This window comes from Allopontixanthobacter confluentis, from assembly GCF_009827615.1.
GTDB classification, from domain to species: Bacteria; Pseudomonadota; Alphaproteobacteria; order Sphingomonadales; family Sphingomonadaceae; genus Allopontixanthobacter; species Allopontixanthobacter confluentis.
Genome location: NZ_WTYU01000002.1, coordinates 193,636 through 214,047, shown reverse-complemented (window position 1 = coordinate 214,047; position 20,412 = coordinate 193,636). Strand labels below are relative to the sequence as shown.

The window sequence follows — 20,412 nt, the reverse complement described above, 5'->3', positions numbered from 1 at the left end:
TGCGGTGCCGGCCAATCTGAAAGAGGCACCAAACCTCCATGGCGACCAAAGCTAAGGCACCCAAAGTATCCCGGAACAGCAACACCGGTACTGCCAAGAAGCGTATCCGCAAGATTTTCGGCGACATTCACGAAGTCGTGAAAATGCCGAACTTGATCGAAGTGCAGCGCGAGAGCTACGAACAGTTCCTCCGTTCTGACCCGTCGATCGATTATGTTTCCGGCCTGGAAAAGACCCTGCGTTCGGTGTTCCCGATTCGCGACTTTGCCGGCACTGCCGAGCTTGATTTCGTACATTACGAACTCGAACCTCCGAAATATGACACGACCGAATGCCGCCAGCGCGGCATCACTTATGCAGCGCCGATGAAAGTGACGCTGCGTCTGATCGTGTTCGAAGTGGATCAGGAGACCGAAACCCGCTCCGTGCTCGATATCAAGGAGCAGGACGTGTATATGGGCGACATGCCGCTCATGACGGGGAACGGCACGTTCATCATCAATGGCACGGAACGCGTCATCGTATCGCAGATGCACCGTTCGCCAGGTGTGCTGTTCGACCATGACCGCGGCAAGACCCATTCGTCGGGCAAATTGCTGTTTGCTGCCCGCGTCATTCCTTACCGTGGTTCGTGGCTCGATTTCGAATTCGACGCCAAGGACATCGTCAACGTTCGGATCGACCGCAAGCGCAAGCTGCCGGTTACGGCGCTGCTCTATGCGCTCGGCCTATCGGCTGAGGACATCCTCAACCACTTCTACGAAACCGTCACGTGGGACCGCGTGTCCGGCAAGAAGGGCGATGGCTGGCAGATCACATTCAACCCCGAAGCATGGCGCGGCCTGAAGCCCGATTTTGCCCTGGTGGATGCCAAGACCGGTGAAGAAATCTTCGCCGCCAAGGAAAAGATCAGCCCGCGCGCTGCCAACAAGGCGGCCAAGGACGGTCTGACCACGCTGTTGATCCCGACCGAGGAAATCCTCGGCCATTATGCAGCGCATGACATGATCGACGAGAAAACCGGCCGCATCTATATCGAAGCTGGTGACGAAGTGACGGCTGAGCATCTCGAAGTGCTCGACAATGCCGGCGTGGACCAGATTGCCCTGCTGGACATTGACGAAGTCAACATCGGCCCGTGGATCCGCAACACGCTGGCAGTCGACAAGGCTGAAAACCGCGATGAAGGTCTGGAAGCCATCTACAAGGTGATGCGTCCGGGCGAACCGCCAACGAAGGAAACTGCAGAGGCCCTGTTCGAAGGCCTGTTCTTCGACAGCGAACGCTATGACCTTTCGGCTGTTGGCCGCGTGAAGCTGAACATGCGTCTTGAACTGGACGCTGAAGACACCGTGACCACCCTGCGCAAGGAAGACATCCTTGCCGTGGTCAAGGAACTGGTCGACCTGAAGGACGGCAAGGGCGAAGTCGATGACATCGACAACCTTGGCAACCGCCGTGTCCGTTCGGTGGGCGAACTGCTGGAAAACCAGTACCGTGTCGGCTTGCTGCGCATGGAACGTGCGGTCAAGGAGCGCATGAGCAGCGTCGATGTATCGACCGTGATGCCGAACGATCTCATCAACGCCAAGCCCGCCGTGGCTGCCGTGCGCGAGTTCTTCGGTTCCAGCCAGCTCTCGCAGTTCATGGACCAGACCAACCCGCTGTCCGAAGTGACGCATAAACGCCGTGTGTCGGCGCTTGGGCCTGGCGGTCTGACGCGTGAACGTGCCGGCTTCGAAGTCCGCGACGTTCACCCGACCCATTATGGCCGTATCTGCCCGATTGAAACGCCGGAAGGCCCGAACATCGGTCTGATCAACTCTCTGGCATCGTTCAGCCGCGTCAACAAATATGGCTTCATCGAAACGCCTTACCGTCTGGTCAAGGGCGGCAAGGTCACTTCGGAAGTGAAATATCTGTCGGCGATGGAAGAACAGAAGCACGCCGTGGCGCAGGCTTCTGCTGAACTGAACGCTGATGGCAGCTTCGTCGAAGAACTGGTTTCGGCCCGCGAATCCGGTGAATTCGTGATGCTTCCCAACGATCAGATCACCCTGATGGACGTTTCGCCCAAGCAGCTGGTTTCGGTGGCAGCATCGCTCATTCCATTCCTGGAAAACGATGACGCCAACCGCGCCTTGATGGGTTCCAACATGCAGCGTCAGGCCGTGCCACTGGTGCGCGCTGAAGCGCCATTTGTCGGCACCGGCATGGAAGAAACCGTGGCCCGCGATTCCGGCGCTGCCATTTCGGCAACGCGCGGCGGTATCGTCGACCAGGTTGACGCCACGCGTATCGTGATCCGCGCGGTGGGCGATGTGGAACCCGGCCAGTCCGGCGTCGATATCTATACGCTGCAGAAATTCCAGCGGTCCAACCAGAACACCTGCATCAACCAGCGTCCGCTGGTGAAGGTGAATGACGTGGTCGAGCCCGGCGATATTATCGCTGACGGTCCGTCCACCGATCTGGGCGAACTGGCGCTGGGCCGTAACAGCCTCGTCGCCTTCATGCCGTGGAATGGCTACAATTACGAAGACTCCATCCTGATCTCCGAACGCATCGTGAAGGACGACGTATTCACGTCGATCCATATCGAGGAATTCGAAGTGATGGCCCGCGACACAAAGCTTGGGCCGGAAGACATCACCCGTGACATTCCCAATGTCGGCGAGGAATCCTTGCGGAGCCTCGACGAAGCCGGGATCGTCTATATCGGTGCCGAAGTGCATCCGGGCGATATTCTGGTCGGCAAGATTACGCCGAAGGGCGAAAGCCCGATGACGCCGGAAGAAAAGCTTCTGCGTGCCATCTTCGGTGAAAAGGCATCGGACGTGCGCGATACATCGCTGCGTCTGCCGCCAGGTGTTGCCGGCACGATTGTCGAAGTTCGCGTGTTCAACCGTCACGGTATCGAAATCGATGACCGTACGCGGGCGATCCAGAACGAGGAAATCGAACGTCTGCGCAAGGATAGCGAAGACGAACGCGCCATTCTCAACCGGGCGACCTATAATCGCTTGCGCGAAATGCTGCTCGGCCAGACTGCGTCTGCAGCGCCCAAGGGCGTGAAGAAGGGCGTGGAGATCGACGAAGCGCTGCTGGATGATCTCGAAAAGTTCGAATGGTTCAAGTTTGCTGTCGCTGATGACAACCGCCAGACCCAGATCGAAGCCGTGAAGTCGCAATATGACGATGCGGTCAAGATCATCGAGGACAAGTTTGAAGATCGCCGTGAAAAGCTGGAACGGGGCGACGAACTCGCGCCGGGCGTGCTCAAGATGGTCAAGGTCTTCGTTGCCGTGAAGCGCAAGCTTCAGCCAGGTGACAAGATGGCTGGCCGTCATGGTAACAAGGGTGTGATTTCACGCATCCTTCCTGCCGAAGACATGCCATTCCTCGAAGACGGTACCCCCGTTGACGTGGTGCTGAACCCGCTGGGCGTGCCTTCGCGCATGAACGTCGGGCAGATCTTTGAAACCCATCTGGGCATGGCCGCGCGCGGTCTGGGCCAGCAGGTTACTGCGGCGCTGGACGAATGGCGTGAAGCAAACCCTGATGTGGGCGAAGATTACGAAGGCATGAAGCCGCCTGCTGCGGTGGTGGAAACCCTCAAGCATGTTTACGGCGACCAGTATCACGAAGAACTGGACAGCCGTTCGGCTTCCGACATCATCGAACTGGCGGGCAACCTCCAGAACGGCGTGCCGATGGGCACCCCTGTATTCGATGGTGCGCGCGAAGCTGACGTTACCGAAATGCTGCATCTGGCCAATCTGCCAGGTTCCGGCCAGGTGACGCTGCATGATGGCCGCACGGGCGAAGCTTTCGACCGTAAGGTTACCGTGGGCTACATCTACATGCTGAAGCTGCATCACCTTGTTGACGACAAGATCCACGCGCGTTCCATCGGCCCCTACAGCCTCGTCACCCAGCAGCCGCTGGGCGGTAAGGCGCAGTTCGGTGGACAGCGCTTTGGTGAAATGGAAGTCTGGGCGCTGCAGGCATATGGTGCTGCCTATACGTTGCAGGAAATGCTGACCGTGAAGTCCGATGACGTGATCGGGCGGACCAAGGTTTACGAAGCGATCGTCAAGGGTGACGACACCTTCGAAGCCGGCATTCCGGAAAGCTTCAACGTGCTGGTGAAGGAAATGCGCAGCCTTGGCCTCAACATCGAACTGTCTTCGATCGATAATGGCGAAGATGACGACGGCCTCAAAATCGCTGCGGAATAATCGGCAGGGCGGCGCTGCGGCGTCGCCCCGGCCTTTCCACCTGATGATTTCACCCCACAAGGGATGACAAAATGAACGACCTGACAAAATTCACCAACCAGCTCGCAAAGCCGGATACATTCGACCAGATCCAGATCGGGATTGCCTCGCCAGAGCGCATCCGTTCATGGTCCTTTGGCGAAATCAAGAAGCCTGAAACCATCAACTATCGCACGTTCAAGCCTGAACGCGACGGCCTGTTCTGTGCCCGCATTTTCGGTCCGGTAAAGGATTACGAATGCTTGTGCGGCAAGTACAAGCGGATGAAGTACAAGGGCGTCGTCTGCGAAAAATGCGGCGTTGAAGTGACCGTGACCAAGGTCCGCCGCGAGCGGATGGGCCACATCGAACTGGCCGCGCCGGTTGCACATATCTGGTTCCTGAAATCGCTGCCAAGCCGCATCGGCCTGCTGCTCGACATGCAGCTGAAGCAGCTGGAACGCGTGCTGTATTTCGAAAGCTACATCGTCACCGAACCGGGCCTGACGCCGCTGGAAAAATTCCAGCTGCTGACCGAGGACGAGCTGGTCGAAGCGCAGGACGAATATGGCGAAGATGCCTTCACCGCCGACATCGGCGCTGCTGCGGTCAAGACCATGCTCATGGATCTCGACCTGGAGCAGGAACGCGATGATTTGATGGAAGAGCTGCGGGTTACCAAATCCACGCTCAAGCCCAAGAAGATCATCAAGCGCCTCAAGGTCGTTGAAAGCTTCATTGATTCCGGCAACCGCCCGGAATGGATGATCCTTGAAGTCGTGCCGGTCATTCCGCCCGAACTGCGCCCGCTGGTGCCGTTGGATGGGGGCCGTTTCGCAACGTCCGATCTCAACGATCTCTATCGCCGCGTGATCAACCGGAACAACCGTCTGAAGCGCCTGATCGAACTGCGCGCACCGGACATCATCGTCCGCAACGAAAAGCGCATGTTGCAGGAAGCGGTTGACGCCTTGTTCGACAACGGCCGCCGTGGCCGTGTGATTACCGGCGCCAACAAGCGCCCGCTCAAATCCCTGTCCGACATGCTCAAGGGCAAACAGGGCCGCTTCCGCCAGAACCTTCTGGGCAAGCGCGTCGACTATTCCGGCCGTTCGGTCATCGTGACCGGTCCGGAACTGAAACTGCACCAGTGCGGCCTGCCCAAGAAGATGGCGCTCGAACTGTTCAAGCCGTTCATCTACGCCCGTCTTGATGCCAAGGGTCTGTCCATGACCCTGAAGCAGGCGAAGAAGTGGGTCGAAAAGGAACGTAAGGAAGTCTGGGATATTCTGGACGAAGTGATCCGCGAACATCCGGTGATGCTGAACCGTGCACCAACGCTTCACCGTCTTGGCATCCAGGCGTTCGAACCCGTGCTGATCGAAGGCAAGGCCATTCAGCTTCACCCGCTCGTCTGCTCGGCCTTTAACGCCGACTTCGATGGTGACCAGATGGCCGTCCACGTGCCGCTTTCGCTGGAAGCCCAGCTGGAAGCGCGCGTGCTGATGATGTCGACCAACAACATCCTTTCGCCAGCCAACGGCAAGCCGATCATCGTTCCTTCGCAGGACATGGTGCTGGGCATCTATTACCTGTCGATGGACCGTCAGGAAAAGACCCCCGAATTCGTCGAAGACGAAAATGGCGAGAAGATCGAGAAGCTGCCCCGCTTTGCCGATATGGCCGAAGTGCATCAGGCGCTTCACGTTGGTGCTGTCACGCTGCATTCGCGGATCATCACCCGCGTCCCGCAGGCCGATGAAAAGGGCAAGACTGTCCTCAAGCGGTTCATCACCACGCCGGGCCGTATGCTGATCGGGGAATGCCTGCCGCAAAGCCACAAGGTGCCGTTCGACATCGTCAACCGTCTTCTGACCAAGAAGGAAGTCGGCGATGTGATCGATCAGGTCTACCGTCACACCGGCCAGAAGGACACGGTGCTGTTTGCCGATGCGATCATGACGCTGGGCTTCCGCCACGCGTTCAAGGCTGGCATTTCCTTCGGCAAGGATGACATGATCATCCCTGATTCCAAGGAAGGCATGATCGAAGCCGCCAAGAGCCTGGTTGCCGATTACGAGCAGCAGTATCAGGACGGCCTCATCACCCAGCAGGAAAAGTACAACAAGGTAATCGACGCATGGAGCCGGACCGGCGACCAGGTGGCTGATGCCATGATGGACGAAATTAAAGCCCGCCCGATCGACAGTGACGGCAAGGAAGCGCAGATCAACTCGATCTACATGATGAGCCATTCGGGCGCGCGTGGTTCGCCAGCGCAGATGAAGCAGCTTGCCGGTATGCGCGGCCTGATGGCCAAGCCTTCGGGCGAAATCATCGAAACGCCGATCATTTCCAACTTCAAGGAAGGTCTGACCGTTCTTGAATATTTCAACTCCACCCACGGTGCCCGTAAGGGCCTTGCGGATACGGCGTTGAAAACGGCAAACTCCGGCTACCTCACCCGCCGTCTGGTGGACGTGTCGCAGGATTGCGTCATCGTCATGGAAGACTGCAAGACCGATAACATGCTGGAAATGCGTGCGATTGTTCAGGGTGGCTCGGTTATCGCAACACTTGGCGAACGTATCCTTGGCCGCACCACGGCTGAAGATCTGGTCAATGCCAAGACGCAGGAACTGATCGTCAAATCCGGCACCTTGCTGGACGAAGCGATGGTCGCCGAAATCGAAGCGGCTGAAGTGCAGTCTGCCAAGATCCGTTCACCGCTGGTCTGCGAAGCTGACCAGGGCGTGTGCGGCAAGTGCTACGGACGTGATCTTGCCCGCGGTACTCCGGTCAATATCGGTGAAGCGGTCGGCGTTATCGCTGCCCAGTCCATCGGTGAGCCGGGCACCCAGCTGACCATGCGTACCTTCCACATCGGCGGTGCTGCGCAGATCAATGAAACCAGCCATCTGGAAGCGATTTCGGACGGCAAGATCGAATATCGCGACATGCCCACCATCAAGGACAAGAAGGGGCGTCTGCTCTCCCTTGCCCGGACCGGTGAACTGGTCGTGATCGATGCCGAAGGCCGCGAGCGTGAAATTCACAAGGTGCCTTATGGTACCGTGCTGATGCAGCCGGATGGTTCCAAGGTTAAGGAAGGCGACCGGATTGCCGAGTGGGATCCGTTCACCCTGCCGATCATCACCGAACAGTCGGGTGTTGTGCGCTTCCAGGATCTTGTCGACGGTAAGACCATGGAAGAACGCGTCGACGATGCGACGGGCATTGCCCAGCGTGTGGTTGTCGAAGACCGTTCCGCCAACCGGAAAAAGAAGGAGGACCTGCGTCCTCGTCTGACCCTGCTTGGCGAAGGTGAAAGCCTTGACGATGATGGCGAAACCGAAGCGCAGCGCTATATGCTCGCCCCGGGTACGTCGCTGTCGGTCGAAGACGGTCAGCAGGTTGAAGCCGGTGACATTCTTGCCCGTGCCAGCCGTGAAGCGGCCAAGACGCGTGACATCACCGGCGGTCTGCCGCGTGTTGCCGAACTGTTCGAAGCCCGTATTCCGAAAGACAATGCGATCATCGCCAAGATTTCCGGCAAGATCGAATTCGTCCGCGAATACAAGGCCAAGCGCAAGATCGCGATTATCCCGGAAGAGGGTGAACCAGTCGAATATCTGATCCCCAAGACCAAGGTGATCGACGTGCAGGAAGGCGATTTCGTCAAGAAGGGCGATACGCTGATTTCGGGCAGTCCGAACCCGCATGACATTCTGGAAGTGATGGGGATTGAGGCTCTTGCCGAATATCTCGTCAATGAAATCCAGGAAGTTTACCGTTTGCAGGGCGTGAAAATCAACGACAAGCACATCGAGACGATTGTTCGTCAGATGCTGCAGAAGGTTGAAATCACCGTGGGCGGCGACACCACCTTGCTGCCGGGCGAACAGGTCGATCGGGAAGAGATGGACGAATATAACGCCAAGCTCGACAAGAAGCAGAAGAAGGCTGAAGGCGTTCCGATCCTGCTGGGCATCACCAAGGCGAGCCTGCAGACACGCAGCTTCATCTCGGCAGCGTCCTTCCAGGAAACGACCCGGGTGCTGACGCAGGCTTCTGTCGAAGGCAAAAAGGATTCGCTCATCGGTCTGAAGGAAAACGTGATCGTTGGCCGTCTCATCCCTGCCGGTACCGGTGCGGGCATGAACCGGATGCGCGTCACTGCCACCAGCCGCGATGCCGCTTTGCGCGCTTCTTGGAAGAAGGCCCAGGACGCCATCATCATGGCCAATACTGCAGAAGAAGAGCACGCGGCGGAACTCGCCCAGGGCCCCGAAGCTGCAATTGGTGATGACCCATTGGCCGCGGTCGAGGGTGAAACCCACGGCACCAATGCCGATGCGGGCGATTACTTGACTGAAGAAGCGAAGGAAGGCGGCGACGCTGCCTCAACCGAGCCGGTTCAGGACGCAACTGACGGTAGCGCCGACGCAGCAGAGGAAGCTGGCGACGACACTGCCGAATAAGCCTGACGGCGAATACGCAAGAATGGCCCCGCCGGAGCGATCCGGTGGGGCCATTTTTTTGGGCGACGTGCAAGTGGCCATTTTCCGCTGCAAATCCCCTTTCGCCCGCATTTTCGTATGGCCCGCAACAGGCACAGGAACGCGTCTGCGCATGCGGCGCTGCCGCGTCATGAAATCCGATGCGGGCTTGCCCGCCGCGCTGCCGCCCTCTACCTGCAAAGCATGACCACCATCACACGTTTTGCCCCGTCCCCCACGGGCAACCTTCATGTCGGCAACATTCGCACCGCGCTGCACAACTGGTTTCTGGCCCGCAAGGCTGGCGGCCAGTTCATGCTGCGGATCGACGACACGGATGCCGAACGCAGCCGCGAGGAATATGTCACCGCAATCCGGCAGGATCTGGCGTGGCTGGGGCTGGATGTTGACGGGGAAGAACGCCAGTCAAAGCGGCTGGATCATTACGAGACAGCCTTTCAGAAATTGAAAGCCGATGGCCGCGTCTATCGCTGCTATGAAACCGCGCAGGAACTGGACCTGAAGCGCAAGGTGCAGCTGGGGCGCGGCCTGCCACCCATTTATGACCGGGCTTCCCTGCAACTGACCGAGGCCGATCACATCGCCAAATCAGCCGAGGGCGTTTCCCCGCATTGGCGTTTCCGGCTGGACCATGACACGCCGATCACCTGGGATGATGGCGTGCGGGGCCCGCAGAAATTCGATCCTGCACAATTGTCCGACCCGGTGATCCGCCGGGCAGACGGGTCGTGGCTGTATATGCTGCCGAGCGCGGTGGATGATGTGGAAATGGGCATCACAGACGTTCTTCGGGGCGAGGACCATGTGTCCAATACCGCAGTGCAGGTGCAGATGTTTGAAGCCATGGGCGCCGCGCCGCCGCGTTTCGCGCATGAAGCGCTGCTGATGGGCAAGGAAGGCAAATTGTCCAAGCGGCTGGGTTCGCTTGGCTGTGACAGCTTCCGCGCGCGGGGTATTGAACCTGAAGCCATTGTCGCCCTGCTGGCACGGCTTGGCACATCGCAGCCGGTTGAACCCATTGCTGACCGGCAGGCGCTGATCGACGGGTTCGATCTTGGCACTTTCGGCCGCGCTCCGGCCAAGTTTGATGACGCTGATCTTGACCGGGTGAACACTGCTATTGTCCATCAGATGGACTTTGCAGCAGTGGCGCAGCGCCTGCCGGAAGGCATGGACGAAGCGGCATGGCACGCGATCCGGCCCAATCTGGCCATCGTGGCGGATGCGGCCCAGTGGTGGCAGATCGTCACCGGCCCGATCGAACTGCCTGAATTTTCAGACGAGGATCGCGCTTTTCTGGCACAGGCCGCCAGCGCGCTGGATTTCACCGCTGCCGACCCGTGGCACGCGCTGACTGCCGCGTTGAAGGACAGCACCGGCCGTAAAGGCAAGGCGCTGTTCCTGCCGCTGCGCCAGGCCTTGACCGGCATGGACCACGGCCCCGACATGGGTGAATTGTTGCCGGTGCTGGGCGAAGACATCGCGCGCCGCCGTCTGGAACGTGCCAGCGCCTGAGCGCCAGTGCGCCAAGCCATGAGGAAAATACATGTCTCTACACAGTCTGACCGTGCCGACTTTCACGCAAATGCTGCGGGCGTTGTCTGGCTGGCTGAGCAAGACTGAGGCGCACGCTGAACCCGGCGCTGCCGATGCCCTTCTGGCTGCGCGGCTGGCCCCTGACATGTTTCCCTTGGCGACACAGATCCGCTTTGCCTGTGTGCAGGCACACGAAGCCGCCTGCCGCCTGCGCGGTGCCGAGTTCCCGCCCGTGATTGATGAATTGCTGGATGAAGGGCGTGCCGGTGGGGAAGCCCCCGGTTCAATGGCATCGGCGCAGGCACGTATCGAGGAAACCGTGGCAATGCTGGAAAGCCTCGCCCCGGCTGATCTGGATATGGACCTTGAAAGTCCGGTCGTCCACACGCTGGCGAACGGGATGGTTTTTGACCTTACTGCGGAAGAATATGCCCGGGACTGGGCGATCGGGCAGTTTTATTTTCATGTGATGACCGCCTATGCCATTCTGCGCGCCCAAGGTGTGGCGCTGGGCAAGGCAGATTACATCCCGCATTTGCTCCCACGGCTTAGAACCGGTGGCTGATCTGCGCCCTCAAGGCGCGATGCAGTCCGATACGCGCGGCGCGTAAGTCCACATCCACATATCCTCCTGCAGGAACGGGCTGGTTTTTCTTTACGCCTATTTGCGCTATGGTGCCTGCAAGGTCGCGTTTCCGAGAGGGGGAACTGCATGGCCACGCGTTACCAATCACTGTCACCGGCTGACCACAGCCAAAGTCCAGCAACGGTCGGCGCATTTGTTGACCGGTGGATTTATGTCTTCATGGCGGTCTTTCTCATCGCCATTGTGCTGGTCGGTTTCATACCCGATTCCATCCAGAAAATCTCGGCAGTAAGTGCCGGACAGCGCCCGGCATTCCCCTTGGCCATGCATCTGCATGCAGTCTTGATGGGAGCATGGATGCTGCTGCTTCTGGCGCAGACCACGCTGATGGCGACAGGCCGCAAAACCCATCACATGAAGTTGGGGGTGGCAGGCATGGTGCTGGCGCCTGCCCTTGTGATAGCGGGGCTGGTTCTGGTGCCGACCAACATCCAGTCCTTCACCCAGTTTGCGGCTGGCTCGCCCCCTGAAGCACAGGCACAAATCAATGGATTCCTGCAATTCATGACCAATATCGCGCTGGCCCAGATCCGCGCAGGAGCATGCTTTCTTCTGCTGGTGGTCCTGGCGCTTGCGGCCAGAAAACGGGATTCAGGGCTGCACAAACGCCTCATCATACTGGCAACCACGGTTCCACTGCCAGCAGCGTTCGACCGGATGCCATTCCTGTATCATACCCTGCCTGAATCGCCCCTCACGATGAACCTGTGGCCGCTTCTGGCAATCGCCCCAATGTTCTTGTGGGATGTGTACCGTAGCCATTCCATCCACCGCGCCTATTGGGTCTATGCCATCGTCATGGTGCCGACAGCCATTGCGGTGCAGCTGCTTTGGGGCACAGATTGGTGGATGAGAACGGGCGGCGCTCTGATCGGCATTCCAACCTGAGGCGCTTGGTGGCGGGATCACAAGCCTGAAGCGCTGTTGGCGCCCTGTATGATCCCGCCGCAAATCTGGCCCTGAACGGGCCTTGGCGAACCTATCGCTCGTGCTTCTCCAGCTCGTCACCCGCCAGCGTCACGACGTGTAGCAGGTTGGTGGAGCCGGGCGTTCCGAACGGCACGCCGGCAAGGGCGATAAGCTTGCTGCCCGCCTTGCCGATGCCCTGGCGCAGCGCCATACGCTTGCCCTTGGCGATCATTTCTTCAAAACTGCCGATATCCTTGGTGGTGACGGCATGGGCGCCCCACAGCAGCGCCACGCGCCGCGCGGTGCGGACAGAGGGTGTCAGCACCAGCATCGGCACCGATGGCCGTTCACGCGCCACGCGCCGCGCGGTGGAGCCGGAGCCGGTAAATACGGTAATTGCGGCAATCGGCACGGTGTCGGCAATGGTCATGCAGGCATGGCTCAATGCGTCGGCGGTGGTCGCATCGGGCGGTGTTTCCAGAAAGCGGACACGCGACAGATAGGATTCGTCATTTTCCACCTGCGCGGCAATCCGGTCCATGATGGTCACGGCTTCTTCGGGCCATTCGCCTGCCGCCGTTTCGGCAGACAGCATCACCGCATCCGCGCCATCATAGACGGCATTGGCCACGTCCGACACTTCGGCGCGGGTAGGGGCGGGGCTTTCGATCATCGATTCCAGCATTTGCGTGGCGACGATGACCGGCTTGCCCAGCATCCGGGCCTTGTTGACGATTTTCTTCTGCAGCGGGGGCACTTCTTCGGGCAGCAATTCCACGCCCAGATCGCCGCGGGCGACCATTACGCCATCACATAATTCCAGAATTTCATCCAGACGGCGCACTGCCATCGGCTTTTCGATTTTGGCGCATAGCGCACCGTAACTGCCCATCAGCTTGCGCGCTTCGGCCAGATCTTCAGGGCGCTGCACAAAGGACAGCCCAATCCAGTCCGCGCCGTTCTGCACGGCAAAGGCCAGGTCCCGCCGGTCCTTTTCAGTAAGGGCAGGGATGGGGATTTCCGCATCCGGCACATTCACGCCCTTGCGGTCTGAAATGACCCCGCCCACCACTGCGGAACACAGGATGGAATCCGCATCCGCCCGGATCACCTTCAGCTGGATCTTGCCATCGTTGATCAGCAGGCGCTGGCCCTTTTCCAGCAGGCCGAACAATTCGGGGTGGGGCAGTTCCACGCGGGTATCGTCACCCGGTTCCGGGTTCCGATCGAGGGTGAAATGGCCCGAATGGCGGATGACGGCCTTGCCATCCTTGAACTTACCCACCCGCAGTTTCGGCCCCTGCAAATCGCAGAAAATGGCGACTGGATGGTTGAATTCCTTTTCCATCGCACGGATGGCGCGGATGGTTTCGGCATGGCCTTCATGTTCGCCGTGGCTCATGTTCACCCGGAACGCGTCGACGCCTGCCTTCAGCAGTTTGCGGAGCATTTCGGGATCGCGGCTGGCCGGACCTACCGTTGCGAGGATTTTGACCTTGCGGCCACGAGGAGCGAGTTTGCGCTGATCAAGCTTTGCCATATGCTGTGCCTATGCCAGAGCCGCGCGACAGCACAAGGACGATGATAATGGATACGAATGCAACCCGCTCTGTGGACGACCTGCCCGATGCCGTGGCCGCCGCAGCGTTTCGCCGTTTGGTCCGCCATTTGCAGCAACGGCATGATGCACAGAACATCGATTTGATGGGTCTTTCCGGCTTCTGCCGCAATTGCCTGGCGGACTGGATCATGGATGCAGGCTTTGATGGCGACAAGGCGGATGCCCGCGCACTTATCCACGGAATGCCGATGGACCAATGGAAGGCGCATTATCAGCAGGAAGCCACGCCGCAGCAGCTTGCCCGGATGCAGGAAAGCGTGGCGAAGAATGCGCAATAGCGAATAAATTTCGGGCGCCACCTTCACCGGCCCCGCGATGCTGGCTAGAGCACTGGCCAACCGATTCTCAAACCACCTGGAGTAATGACGATGGCCGAAGCCACCGATGACCGCCTGCGCCTGCTGATCGAACGGATCGAGCGGCTGGAAGAAGAAAAGAAGGGCATCGCCGACGATATTCGCGATGTTTACGCCGAAGCCAAGGCCGTGGGTTATGATCCCAAGATCATGCGCCAGGTCGTTCGCCTGCGGAAGATGAAGCCCGATGACCGCAGCGAGATGGAAACCATTCTCGACGTGTATAAATCGGCACTTGGCCTCGGCTGAAGCGCAGCTACACTCCATCCTGTGCAACTTTAGGAGATTACACAATGGCCAGCCCCTGGGGAAACAAGGCGCAGGATGGAACAAGCGGCATGATCGTGACGACCACGCCAACGGTGGAAGGGCATCCTGTCAAAGGGTATCTGGGCATCGTGACCGGCGAAGTGATCGTGGGCGCCAACCTGTTCCGCGATCTGTTTGCCAGCATTACCGACATCGTTGGCGGCCGGTCCGGCAAATATGAGGACGTTCTGGCCCGCGCCCGCAAGGAAGCGCTGGCGGAAATGAAATCCGAAGCGATGGCGCTGGGCGGCAATGGGGTGGTGGGCGTTGATATCGACTATGAAGTGCTGGGCCAGAACGGGTCCATGCTGATGGTCAGCGCCAGCGGCACCGCAGTGGTAATTTAGGTCAGTTCCGCACTGATCAGCGCCAGCGAAATGAACGTGCTATTGTGCAATATATGCAGCGCAATATTGGCCCATAATCCGTAAGTTACGCGGGCAAAGCCGAAGATCAGCCCGGCCAGCGCCTGCGGTATGACCAGCAGAAGCACAAATGGGCTGGATTCGTCATAATTGGACAAATGCACCGCCGCAAAAGCGATGGTGGACAGGTAGTAGAACCAGCGGAAATGCCGCTGGAACCAGCCAAATGGCGGCCTGCCGCGCAACGCCCACGCGCCGACTGCGGCCGCAATAATGGCCGCTATGCCCAACGCTGCTGCCACATAAGGCTGCGGCCAGCCTGATGCGCGCATGATGACCGCCCCCAGCAGGGCTGCGGCAATCCCGACCAGATACGGTGCAACATGCGCGGGCCGGCCAGACAGCCACCCGCGGAACACCAATTCCTCGACCACCGGCGCGCCCAGCACCACCAGCGCGATCAGCGGCAGGCTCAATTCCATATTGCCAAGGGCAGTATCCGGCATCGCAAAGCCCAGCCTGGACGCTGCCAGCGCTGCGCCGATCAGCACTGTCATCAGGATAAGATCGAGCATGAACAGCCGCAGCACAGATGCCGCAGCGGGGCCTGAAAAGCCGCTCGCACGGGCAGGAAGAACCGGCTTTCGAACAAAAGCGGTGAAACTGTGCCACTCTGCCTGAATCAAATGTCCGCCCTGATGGCTGTCAGGGCTTGAGACTTTCCCACTCATGCGGCTAATGCTGCCCCCATACTTTAGTCATATTACGTGGACATACCCATGGCAGGCCATTCCAAATTCAAAAATATCATGCACCGCAAGGGTGCGCAGGACAAGAAGCGTTCGGCAATGTTTTCCAAGCTCAGCCGTGAAATCACGGTTGCAGCCAAGATGGGCGCGCCCGATGTGGACATGAACCCGCGCCTCCGCCTGGCGGTCAACAGCGCCAAGGCGCAATCGATGCCCAAGGACAATATCCAGCGCGCCATCGACAAGGCATCGGCCAATGAAGGCGATGATTACGAGGAAATCCGCTACGAAGGCTATGGCCCCGGCGGCTCTGCCATCATCGTGGAAGCCCTGACGGACAATCGCAACCGCACCGCCACCAATGTGCGGACCGCCTTTTCCAAACATGGCGGCAATCTTGGCGCGTCAGGCTCTGTTGCCCACGGTTTTGAACGGCTGGGCCTGATTGTCTATCCCGCCAGCGTGGGGAGTGAAGACAAGGTGCTTGAAGCCGCGATGGAAGCGGGCGCGGAAGATATCCAGTCGGGCGATGAAGAACACGAAATCTGGACCGCCGCGGACGATCTGCACGAAGTGTCGAGCGCATTGGAAAAATCGCTGGGCGAGGCGGAAACGGTCAAGCTGGCATGGAAACCCAACATCACGGTGGAAATGGATGAAGCCGGTGCCAGCACGCTCTACAAATTGCTCGACGTGCTGGATGATGATGACGATGTGCAGACGGTGTGGGGCAATTACGAAATTTCCGACGAGATCATGGAAAAGCTTGGCCAGGATTGATCGGCCGGAATTGATAGAACCTATATTGACAGAAAGGGGAGGGGCCGCGCGGTGATCATTCTCGGCCTCGATCCCTCCCTTACCTGCACCGGCTGGGGCGTGGTGAAATCGGAAGGCAGCCGGTTGGTGCATATCGCCAATGGCCAGATCCCGACCGATTCCAAAACACCCATGACGCTGCGTCTGGCGATGCTGCAGAATGCCGTGGCAGCGGTCATTGCCGCCTATCAGCCCGACCGGGGCGCGGCAGAAGAAGTGTTCGTCAACAAGAACCCGCAATCCACCCTGAAACTGGCCCATGCGCGCGGCGCCATTATGGCCGCCTGCGGGATGGCGGGCCTGACCGTGTCGGAACATTCAGCGCGGCAGGTGAAGAAATCGGTCGTCGGCACAGGGGCTGCCGACAAGACGCAGGTGCAGGCGATGCTGAAGATCTTGTTGCCCGGCGCCCAAATCACCGGCTCCGACGCTGCCGATGCCCTGGCCGTGGCCATCGCCAGCGCGCATTTGGGCGGCAAGACGACTTAAGCAGGCCGTTCAATGAAGCGAAACCACAAGCGTCCTTGATTAAAGCCCCAGATCACAGGATCGTCCGGCGTCCCTCATATCCTCCAATTCGTCATCCCCTGTATTGGCTGTTTTCAACAGCGCTTCATACTCCGCGATGATGCCCTGAAACGCTGGTAAATAATGCTTGAGCCAGTTTTCAGAAGCCAGTCGCGCAGTCCTGCCTTTAGCGACATCTTTCGATGTCGCACTTTCAGCCCGTATCGCTTTCAACCGATGAACAAGCGCGGATTTGTAGATTGACAGGACACGTTGTGGCTCTTGCTTTTCCCACAGGCGCGCCAGCACGAGCGTGGTGTTTTCAAACAGGGGCCCGTAAAAATCGCGTGATGTCACATCGCGTTCCAGCTGCGCTTCGACGAGGTCGAGAAAGCCGTTTTCAATATATTGGTACCATATCCACAGCGAGCCTGTGGCGCTGTATTGAGCCACGTTCTTCGTGTCGATCAACCCCTGTTCGCTGAGGTCGAAAAGAGCATTAAAATACCGATCGCAATCCTTTGCAATAGATCTGAATTTTGGTTCGAAACTCTGGATTATGCCGTTGCGAAATTTGATGTGTTCTATCCGATCTGATCTTGTGACTTTGACCAAGTGTTCGACGCATTCATCCACCCCTCCAATTCTTGGGTGGGATGACGGGCTCTGACCTGCGCGAGTGAGATTTCGCGGCCAGTCTGCTCCGGCCTTAAATTTGCATCAAGTAGAAATGCAGGTTGCAGAGGTCGCCTGCGTTTTTCGTCCGCGCCAAAATCAGGTGGTAACTGGTTCCGGTTTGCCGCATTCTCTTGCCAATAGTCCTGACATCTTCAGCAAAGCGGCGATTTTAATGACAAAAATGACTCTCTACGGAATTCCCGGCTGCGACACGATGAAGAAGGCGCGGGTGTGGTTGGATGCGCATGGCGTTGAATATGCTTTCCATGACTACAAGAAGCAGGGCATCGATCTTGCAAGGTTGCAGGGCTGGGCAGATAAGATCGGCTGGGAAATGCTGCTGAACAAGCGTGGCACGACCTTTCGCAAGCTGGATGATGCCGACAAGGCCGATATCGACACGGCCAAGGCGGTGAAGCTGATGGCGGCCAATCCGTCGCTGATCAAACGTCCGGTGGTGGAACATACCCGCGGGCTGATCGTAGGGTTCGACAGCGATGAATGGGAGAAAACGCTTGGCTGATGATGCGGAATGGATGCGGCGCGCGATTGATCTGGCAACGCAGGAAAAGGGCACCAACCCTGCCAATACGCCCATCGCCGCCATCATTGTGCGCGATGGAAAAATCATTGCCAGCGGTGTTAATCGCACTGCGGAAAATTGCGATGCCACCGCCCATGCCGAAGTGATGGCCCTGCGCGCTGCGGGGCAAGCCGTGGGCGATATGAAGATCGACGGCGCAACTCTCTATTCAACGTTGCAACCATGCGGAATGTGCACCTTTGCCTCCATCTGGGCAGGGGTCAGCCGCATAGTCCACGGGGCGGGGCGCGATGATGTGCATGAAATGTATTTCGAAGACCGCCATCTTTCGACCATGGATTACATCCGCGATGCCTATAAGCAGGATCTGACCATGGACGGCGGCATTCTGGCGGCAGAATGCGCTGCGCTGTATTTCGGGCCGGACGATGATGTGCCGGAAGACAAGCAGGCCAATAAATAGGGCCTGCCTGAATAATCAAGGCCTGACCATGGGCGCCGATGGTTCAGGCAGGGCGCGTCACTGCGGCAATGTAATTGAGCGACATATCATCGGACAGATGCAGCCCCTGCATGGGGGTGAAAGCGATGCCGCGCGGGCTGTGCATTTCCAGCCCCGCGTTTGCTGCCAGCACTGCCAGATCGTCAGGCGCGATAAAATCGTCCCAGTGATGCGTTCCCTTTGGCACCATGCCCAGTGTTTCTGCGCCCTGCACCAGCAGCAGGCGTGACTTGGCGGTGCGGTTGGGAGTGGACAGCACCATCAACCCGCCGGGCGCCAGATGGCGCGCCAGTTCATCCACCAGGCGCTGCTTGTCCGACACATGTTCGATCACTTCCAGGCAGGTAACCAGATCAAACTGGCCGAGGCCCAGCGTGCCCAATTCGCCTGCGCGGTAGTCGATTTCTAGGCCGGAACCGGCGGCATGGGCGGATGCGACAGCGATGTTTTCTGCCGCCGCATCCACGCCGGTTACCTGGGCGCCCAGCCGTGCCAGCGGTTCGCACAACAGGCCGGCACCGCAGCCCACATCCAGCGCGGATTTGCCCGCAAGTGGCCGGACGCTTTCGATATCGCCGCCCCAATGCAGGTCAATCGCCTCGCGGATAAAGCCCAGCCGCACGGGGTTCAGCCTGTGCAGCATGGCAGAACTGCCGGCAGGGTCCCACCAGTCTTTGGCCAGCGCACCGAAATGCGCGGCTTCGTCGGGGCGGATGGTTTCACTTGATACAGTTGCATCGGGCATGGCTCCCCCTTAACAGCCTGTGGCAACAGGTTCCAGCAAAGAGGCGACGGATACATTGGCCCGCATTGTGATGAAATTTGGCGGCACATCCATGGCCGGCACCGAGCGTATTCGCCGGGTGGCCAATATCGTGCGCCGCCAGCAGGCTGCTGGCGATTCCGTGGCCGTGGTGGTCAGCGCCATGGCGGGGGAAACTGATCGGCTGGTGAATTTCTGCCGCGAAGCCAACGCCATGTATGATCCTGCCGAATATGACGTGGTGGTGGCCAGCGGCGAACAGGTTACTTCGGGCCTGCTGGCGCTGACGCTGCAATCCTTGGGATGCAAGGCGCGCAGCTGGCTCGGCTGGCAAATGCCAATCGCCACGATCGAGGCCCATGCCAAGGCGCGGGTCGATACGATTGATGCATCTGCGCTTGTCGCAGCGATGGATGCAGGCGAAATTGCCGTTATTCCCGGTTTCCAGGGTGTGTCTTCTGACTGGCGCATCACCACGCTGGGGCGTGGCGGGTCCGATACATCCGCAGTGGCAGTCGCGGCTGCTATCGGCGCTGATCGCTGCGATATCTATACTGATGTGGACGGCGTTTACACGACCGACCCACGCATCGTGGCCAAGGCGCGCAAGCTGAAGGCTGTAACCTACGAAGAAATGCTGGAGCTGGCGTCTGTCGGCGCGAAAGTGTTGCAGACCCGCTCTGTCGGGCTGGCGATGAAGGAAGGCGTGCGCGTGCAGGTTCTGTCCAGTTTCATTGATGAAGACAGCCCGTCGGCAGATGATCTGCCCGGAACCATGATTGTCTCCGAAGCGGAGATGGAACAGATTTTAGAGGATGGGGAAATGGAACGCCAACACGTCACCGGCATCGCGCATGACAAGAACGAGGCGAAGATCATTCTGACCCGCGTACCGGACAAGCCGGGCGCGGTGGCGCATATTTTCGAACCGCTGGCCAATGCGTCGATCAATGTGGACATGATCATCCAAAACGTTGGCCGCGACAAGGGTGAGACCGACGTAACCTTTACCGTGCCCCAGACCGATCTGGCGCGGGCGCAGGCATTGCTGGAAGACCAGCGCAGCGCCATCGGCTTCAACCGCATCATCACCGACAGCAAGATCGCCAAGATCAGTGTTGTGGGTGTTGGCATGAAAAGCCATGCGGGCGTTGCTGCCACCATGTTCAAGGCGCTGGCGGATCGCGGGATTAACATCCAGGCCATCACCACGTCTGAAATCAAGGTCAGCGTAATGATCGACGAGGATGAAACGGAACTGGCCGTGCGCGTGTTGCACACTGCATATGGGCTGGATGCCAGCGACGAGGCAGCCTGATTTCTGCAGCG

16 protein-coding genes and 1 pseudogene are annotated in these 20,412 nt (G+C 59.0%); 13 read left to right on the top strand and 4 right to left on the bottom strand.

Going from position 1 to position 20,412, the window contains the following annotated elements; genetic code table 11:
* Positions 1-38 precede the first annotated feature (38 nt).
* The 5 genes and pseudogenes from rpoB (at position 39) to GRI44_RS09285 (ending at position 11,849) form a co-directional block, all read left to right on the top strand.
* Positions 39-4,241: a DNA-directed RNA polymerase subunit beta gene (rpoB, locus tag GRI44_RS09305; RefSeq protein ID WP_160601542.1), complete on the top strand. Its 4,203-nt coding sequence runs from the start codon at positions 39-41 to the stop codon at positions 4,239-4,241.
* Between the two features lie 71 nt (positions 4,242-4,312).
* Positions 4,313-8,554 (top strand): annotated as a pseudogene (gene rpoC / locus GRI44_RS09300) (DNA-directed RNA polymerase subunit beta'); the annotation flags it as partial.
* 408 nt (positions 8,555-8,962) lie between these two features.
* Positions 8,963-10,294, top strand: a complete 1,332-nt coding sequence (gene gltX / locus GRI44_RS09295) for a glutamate--tRNA ligase (RefSeq protein ID WP_160601540.1) — start codon at positions 8,963-8,965, stop codon at positions 10,292-10,294.
* Between the two features lie 31 nt (positions 10,295-10,325).
* Positions 10,326-10,880, top strand: coding sequence for a DUF1993 domain-containing protein (locus tag GRI44_RS09290; RefSeq protein WP_160601539.1), 555 nt, complete (start codon positions 10,326-10,328; stop codon positions 10,878-10,880).
* 147 nt (positions 10,881-11,027) lie between these two features.
* Entirely contained in the window at positions 11,028-11,849 is an 822-nt protein-coding gene (locus GRI44_RS09285; protein WP_160601538.1) for a hypothetical protein, read from the top strand.
* Between the two features lie 91 nt (positions 11,850-11,940).
* On the opposite strand, the gene pyk is transcribed toward GRI44_RS09285, so the two are convergent.
* A complete protein-coding gene (gene pyk, locus GRI44_RS09280; RefSeq protein WP_160601537.1) occupies positions 11,941-13,410 on the bottom strand; it encodes a pyruvate kinase in 1,470 nt (489 codons plus the stop codon).
* Between the two features lie 47 nt (positions 13,411-13,457).
* On the opposite strand from pyk, the gene GRI44_RS09275 reads away from it, so the two are divergent.
* The 3 genes from GRI44_RS09275 to GRI44_RS09265 all read left to right on the top strand — a co-directional run bounded on the left by GRI44_RS09275 (position 13,458) and on the right by GRI44_RS09265 (position 14,503).
* A complete protein-coding gene (locus GRI44_RS09275) occupies positions 13,458-13,769 on the top strand; it encodes a DUF1244 domain-containing protein (RefSeq protein ID WP_160601536.1) in 312 nt (103 codons plus the stop codon).
* 90 nt (positions 13,770-13,859) lie between these two features.
* Positions 13,860-14,096, top strand: a complete 237-nt coding sequence (locus GRI44_RS09270; protein WP_160601535.1) for a DUF2312 domain-containing protein — start codon at positions 13,860-13,862, stop codon at positions 14,094-14,096.
* Positions 14,097-14,185: 89 nt separating this feature from the next.
* Positions 14,186-14,503 carry a heavy metal-binding domain-containing protein gene (locus tag GRI44_RS09265; RefSeq protein ID WP_160602305.1) on the top strand — a complete coding sequence of 106 codons (318 nt, stop codon included), beginning with the start codon at positions 14,186-14,188 and terminating at the stop codon, positions 14,501-14,503.
* Here GRI44_RS09265 and GRI44_RS09260 read toward each other — a convergent pair.
* Positions 14,500-15,207, bottom strand: coding sequence for a CPBP family glutamic-type intramembrane protease (locus tag GRI44_RS09260; protein WP_160601534.1), 708 nt, complete (start codon positions 15,205-15,207; stop codon positions 14,500-14,502). The two genes, GRI44_RS09265 and GRI44_RS09260, sit on opposite strands and share 4 nt — an antisense overlap.
* Before the next feature lie 93 nt (positions 15,208-15,300).
* On the opposite strand from GRI44_RS09260, the gene GRI44_RS09255 reads away from it, so the two are divergent.
* Both GRI44_RS09255 and ruvC read left to right on the top strand, forming a co-directional pair.
* Positions 15,301-16,050 carry a YebC/PmpR family DNA-binding transcriptional regulator gene (locus GRI44_RS09255; RefSeq protein ID WP_160601533.1) on the top strand — a complete coding sequence of 250 codons (750 nt, stop codon included), beginning with the start codon at positions 15,301-15,303 and terminating at the stop codon, positions 16,048-16,050.
* A gap of 51 nt (positions 16,051-16,101) precedes the next feature.
* Positions 16,102-16,578, top strand: coding sequence for a crossover junction endodeoxyribonuclease RuvC (gene ruvC / locus GRI44_RS09250; protein ID WP_160601532.1), 477 nt, complete (start codon positions 16,102-16,104; stop codon positions 16,576-16,578).
* Positions 16,579-16,617: 39 nt separating this feature from the next.
* Here ruvC and GRI44_RS09245 read toward each other — a convergent pair whose 3' ends face one another.
* Positions 16,618-17,067, bottom strand: coding sequence for a hypothetical protein (locus tag GRI44_RS09245; protein WP_160601531.1), 450 nt, complete (start codon positions 17,065-17,067; stop codon positions 16,618-16,620).
* Positions 17,068-17,455: 388 nt separating this feature from the next.
* Between GRI44_RS09245 and GRI44_RS09240 the strand changes: the two genes are divergently transcribed.
* Positions 17,456-17,797, top strand: coding sequence for an ArsC family reductase (locus GRI44_RS09240; RefSeq protein WP_408609203.1), 342 nt, complete (start codon positions 17,456-17,458; stop codon positions 17,795-17,797).
* Positions 17,798-17,810: 13 nt separating this feature from the next.
* Complete coding sequence (locus GRI44_RS09235; protein WP_160602304.1) at positions 17,811-18,281, top strand: nucleoside deaminase; 471 nt, start codon at positions 17,811-17,813, stop codon at positions 18,279-18,281.
* A gap of 43 nt (positions 18,282-18,324) precedes the next feature.
* Here GRI44_RS09235 and ubiG read toward each other — a convergent pair whose 3' ends face one another.
* Positions 18,325-19,065: a bifunctional 2-polyprenyl-6-hydroxyphenol methylase/3-demethylubiquinol 3-O-methyltransferase UbiG gene (ubiG, locus tag GRI44_RS09230; protein ID WP_160601530.1), complete on the bottom strand. Its 741-nt coding sequence runs from the start codon at positions 19,063-19,065 to the stop codon at positions 18,325-18,327.
* A gap of 55 nt (positions 19,066-19,120) precedes the next feature.
* Here ubiG and GRI44_RS09225 point away from each other — a divergent pair, with 55 nt between their 5' ends.
* The gene (locus tag GRI44_RS09225) at positions 19,121-20,401 is read left to right on the top strand and encodes an aspartate kinase (RefSeq protein ID WP_160601529.1); all 1,281 of its coding nucleotides are present in this window, start codon (positions 19,121-19,123) and stop codon (positions 20,399-20,401) included.
* Positions 20,402-20,412 lie beyond the last annotated feature (11 nt).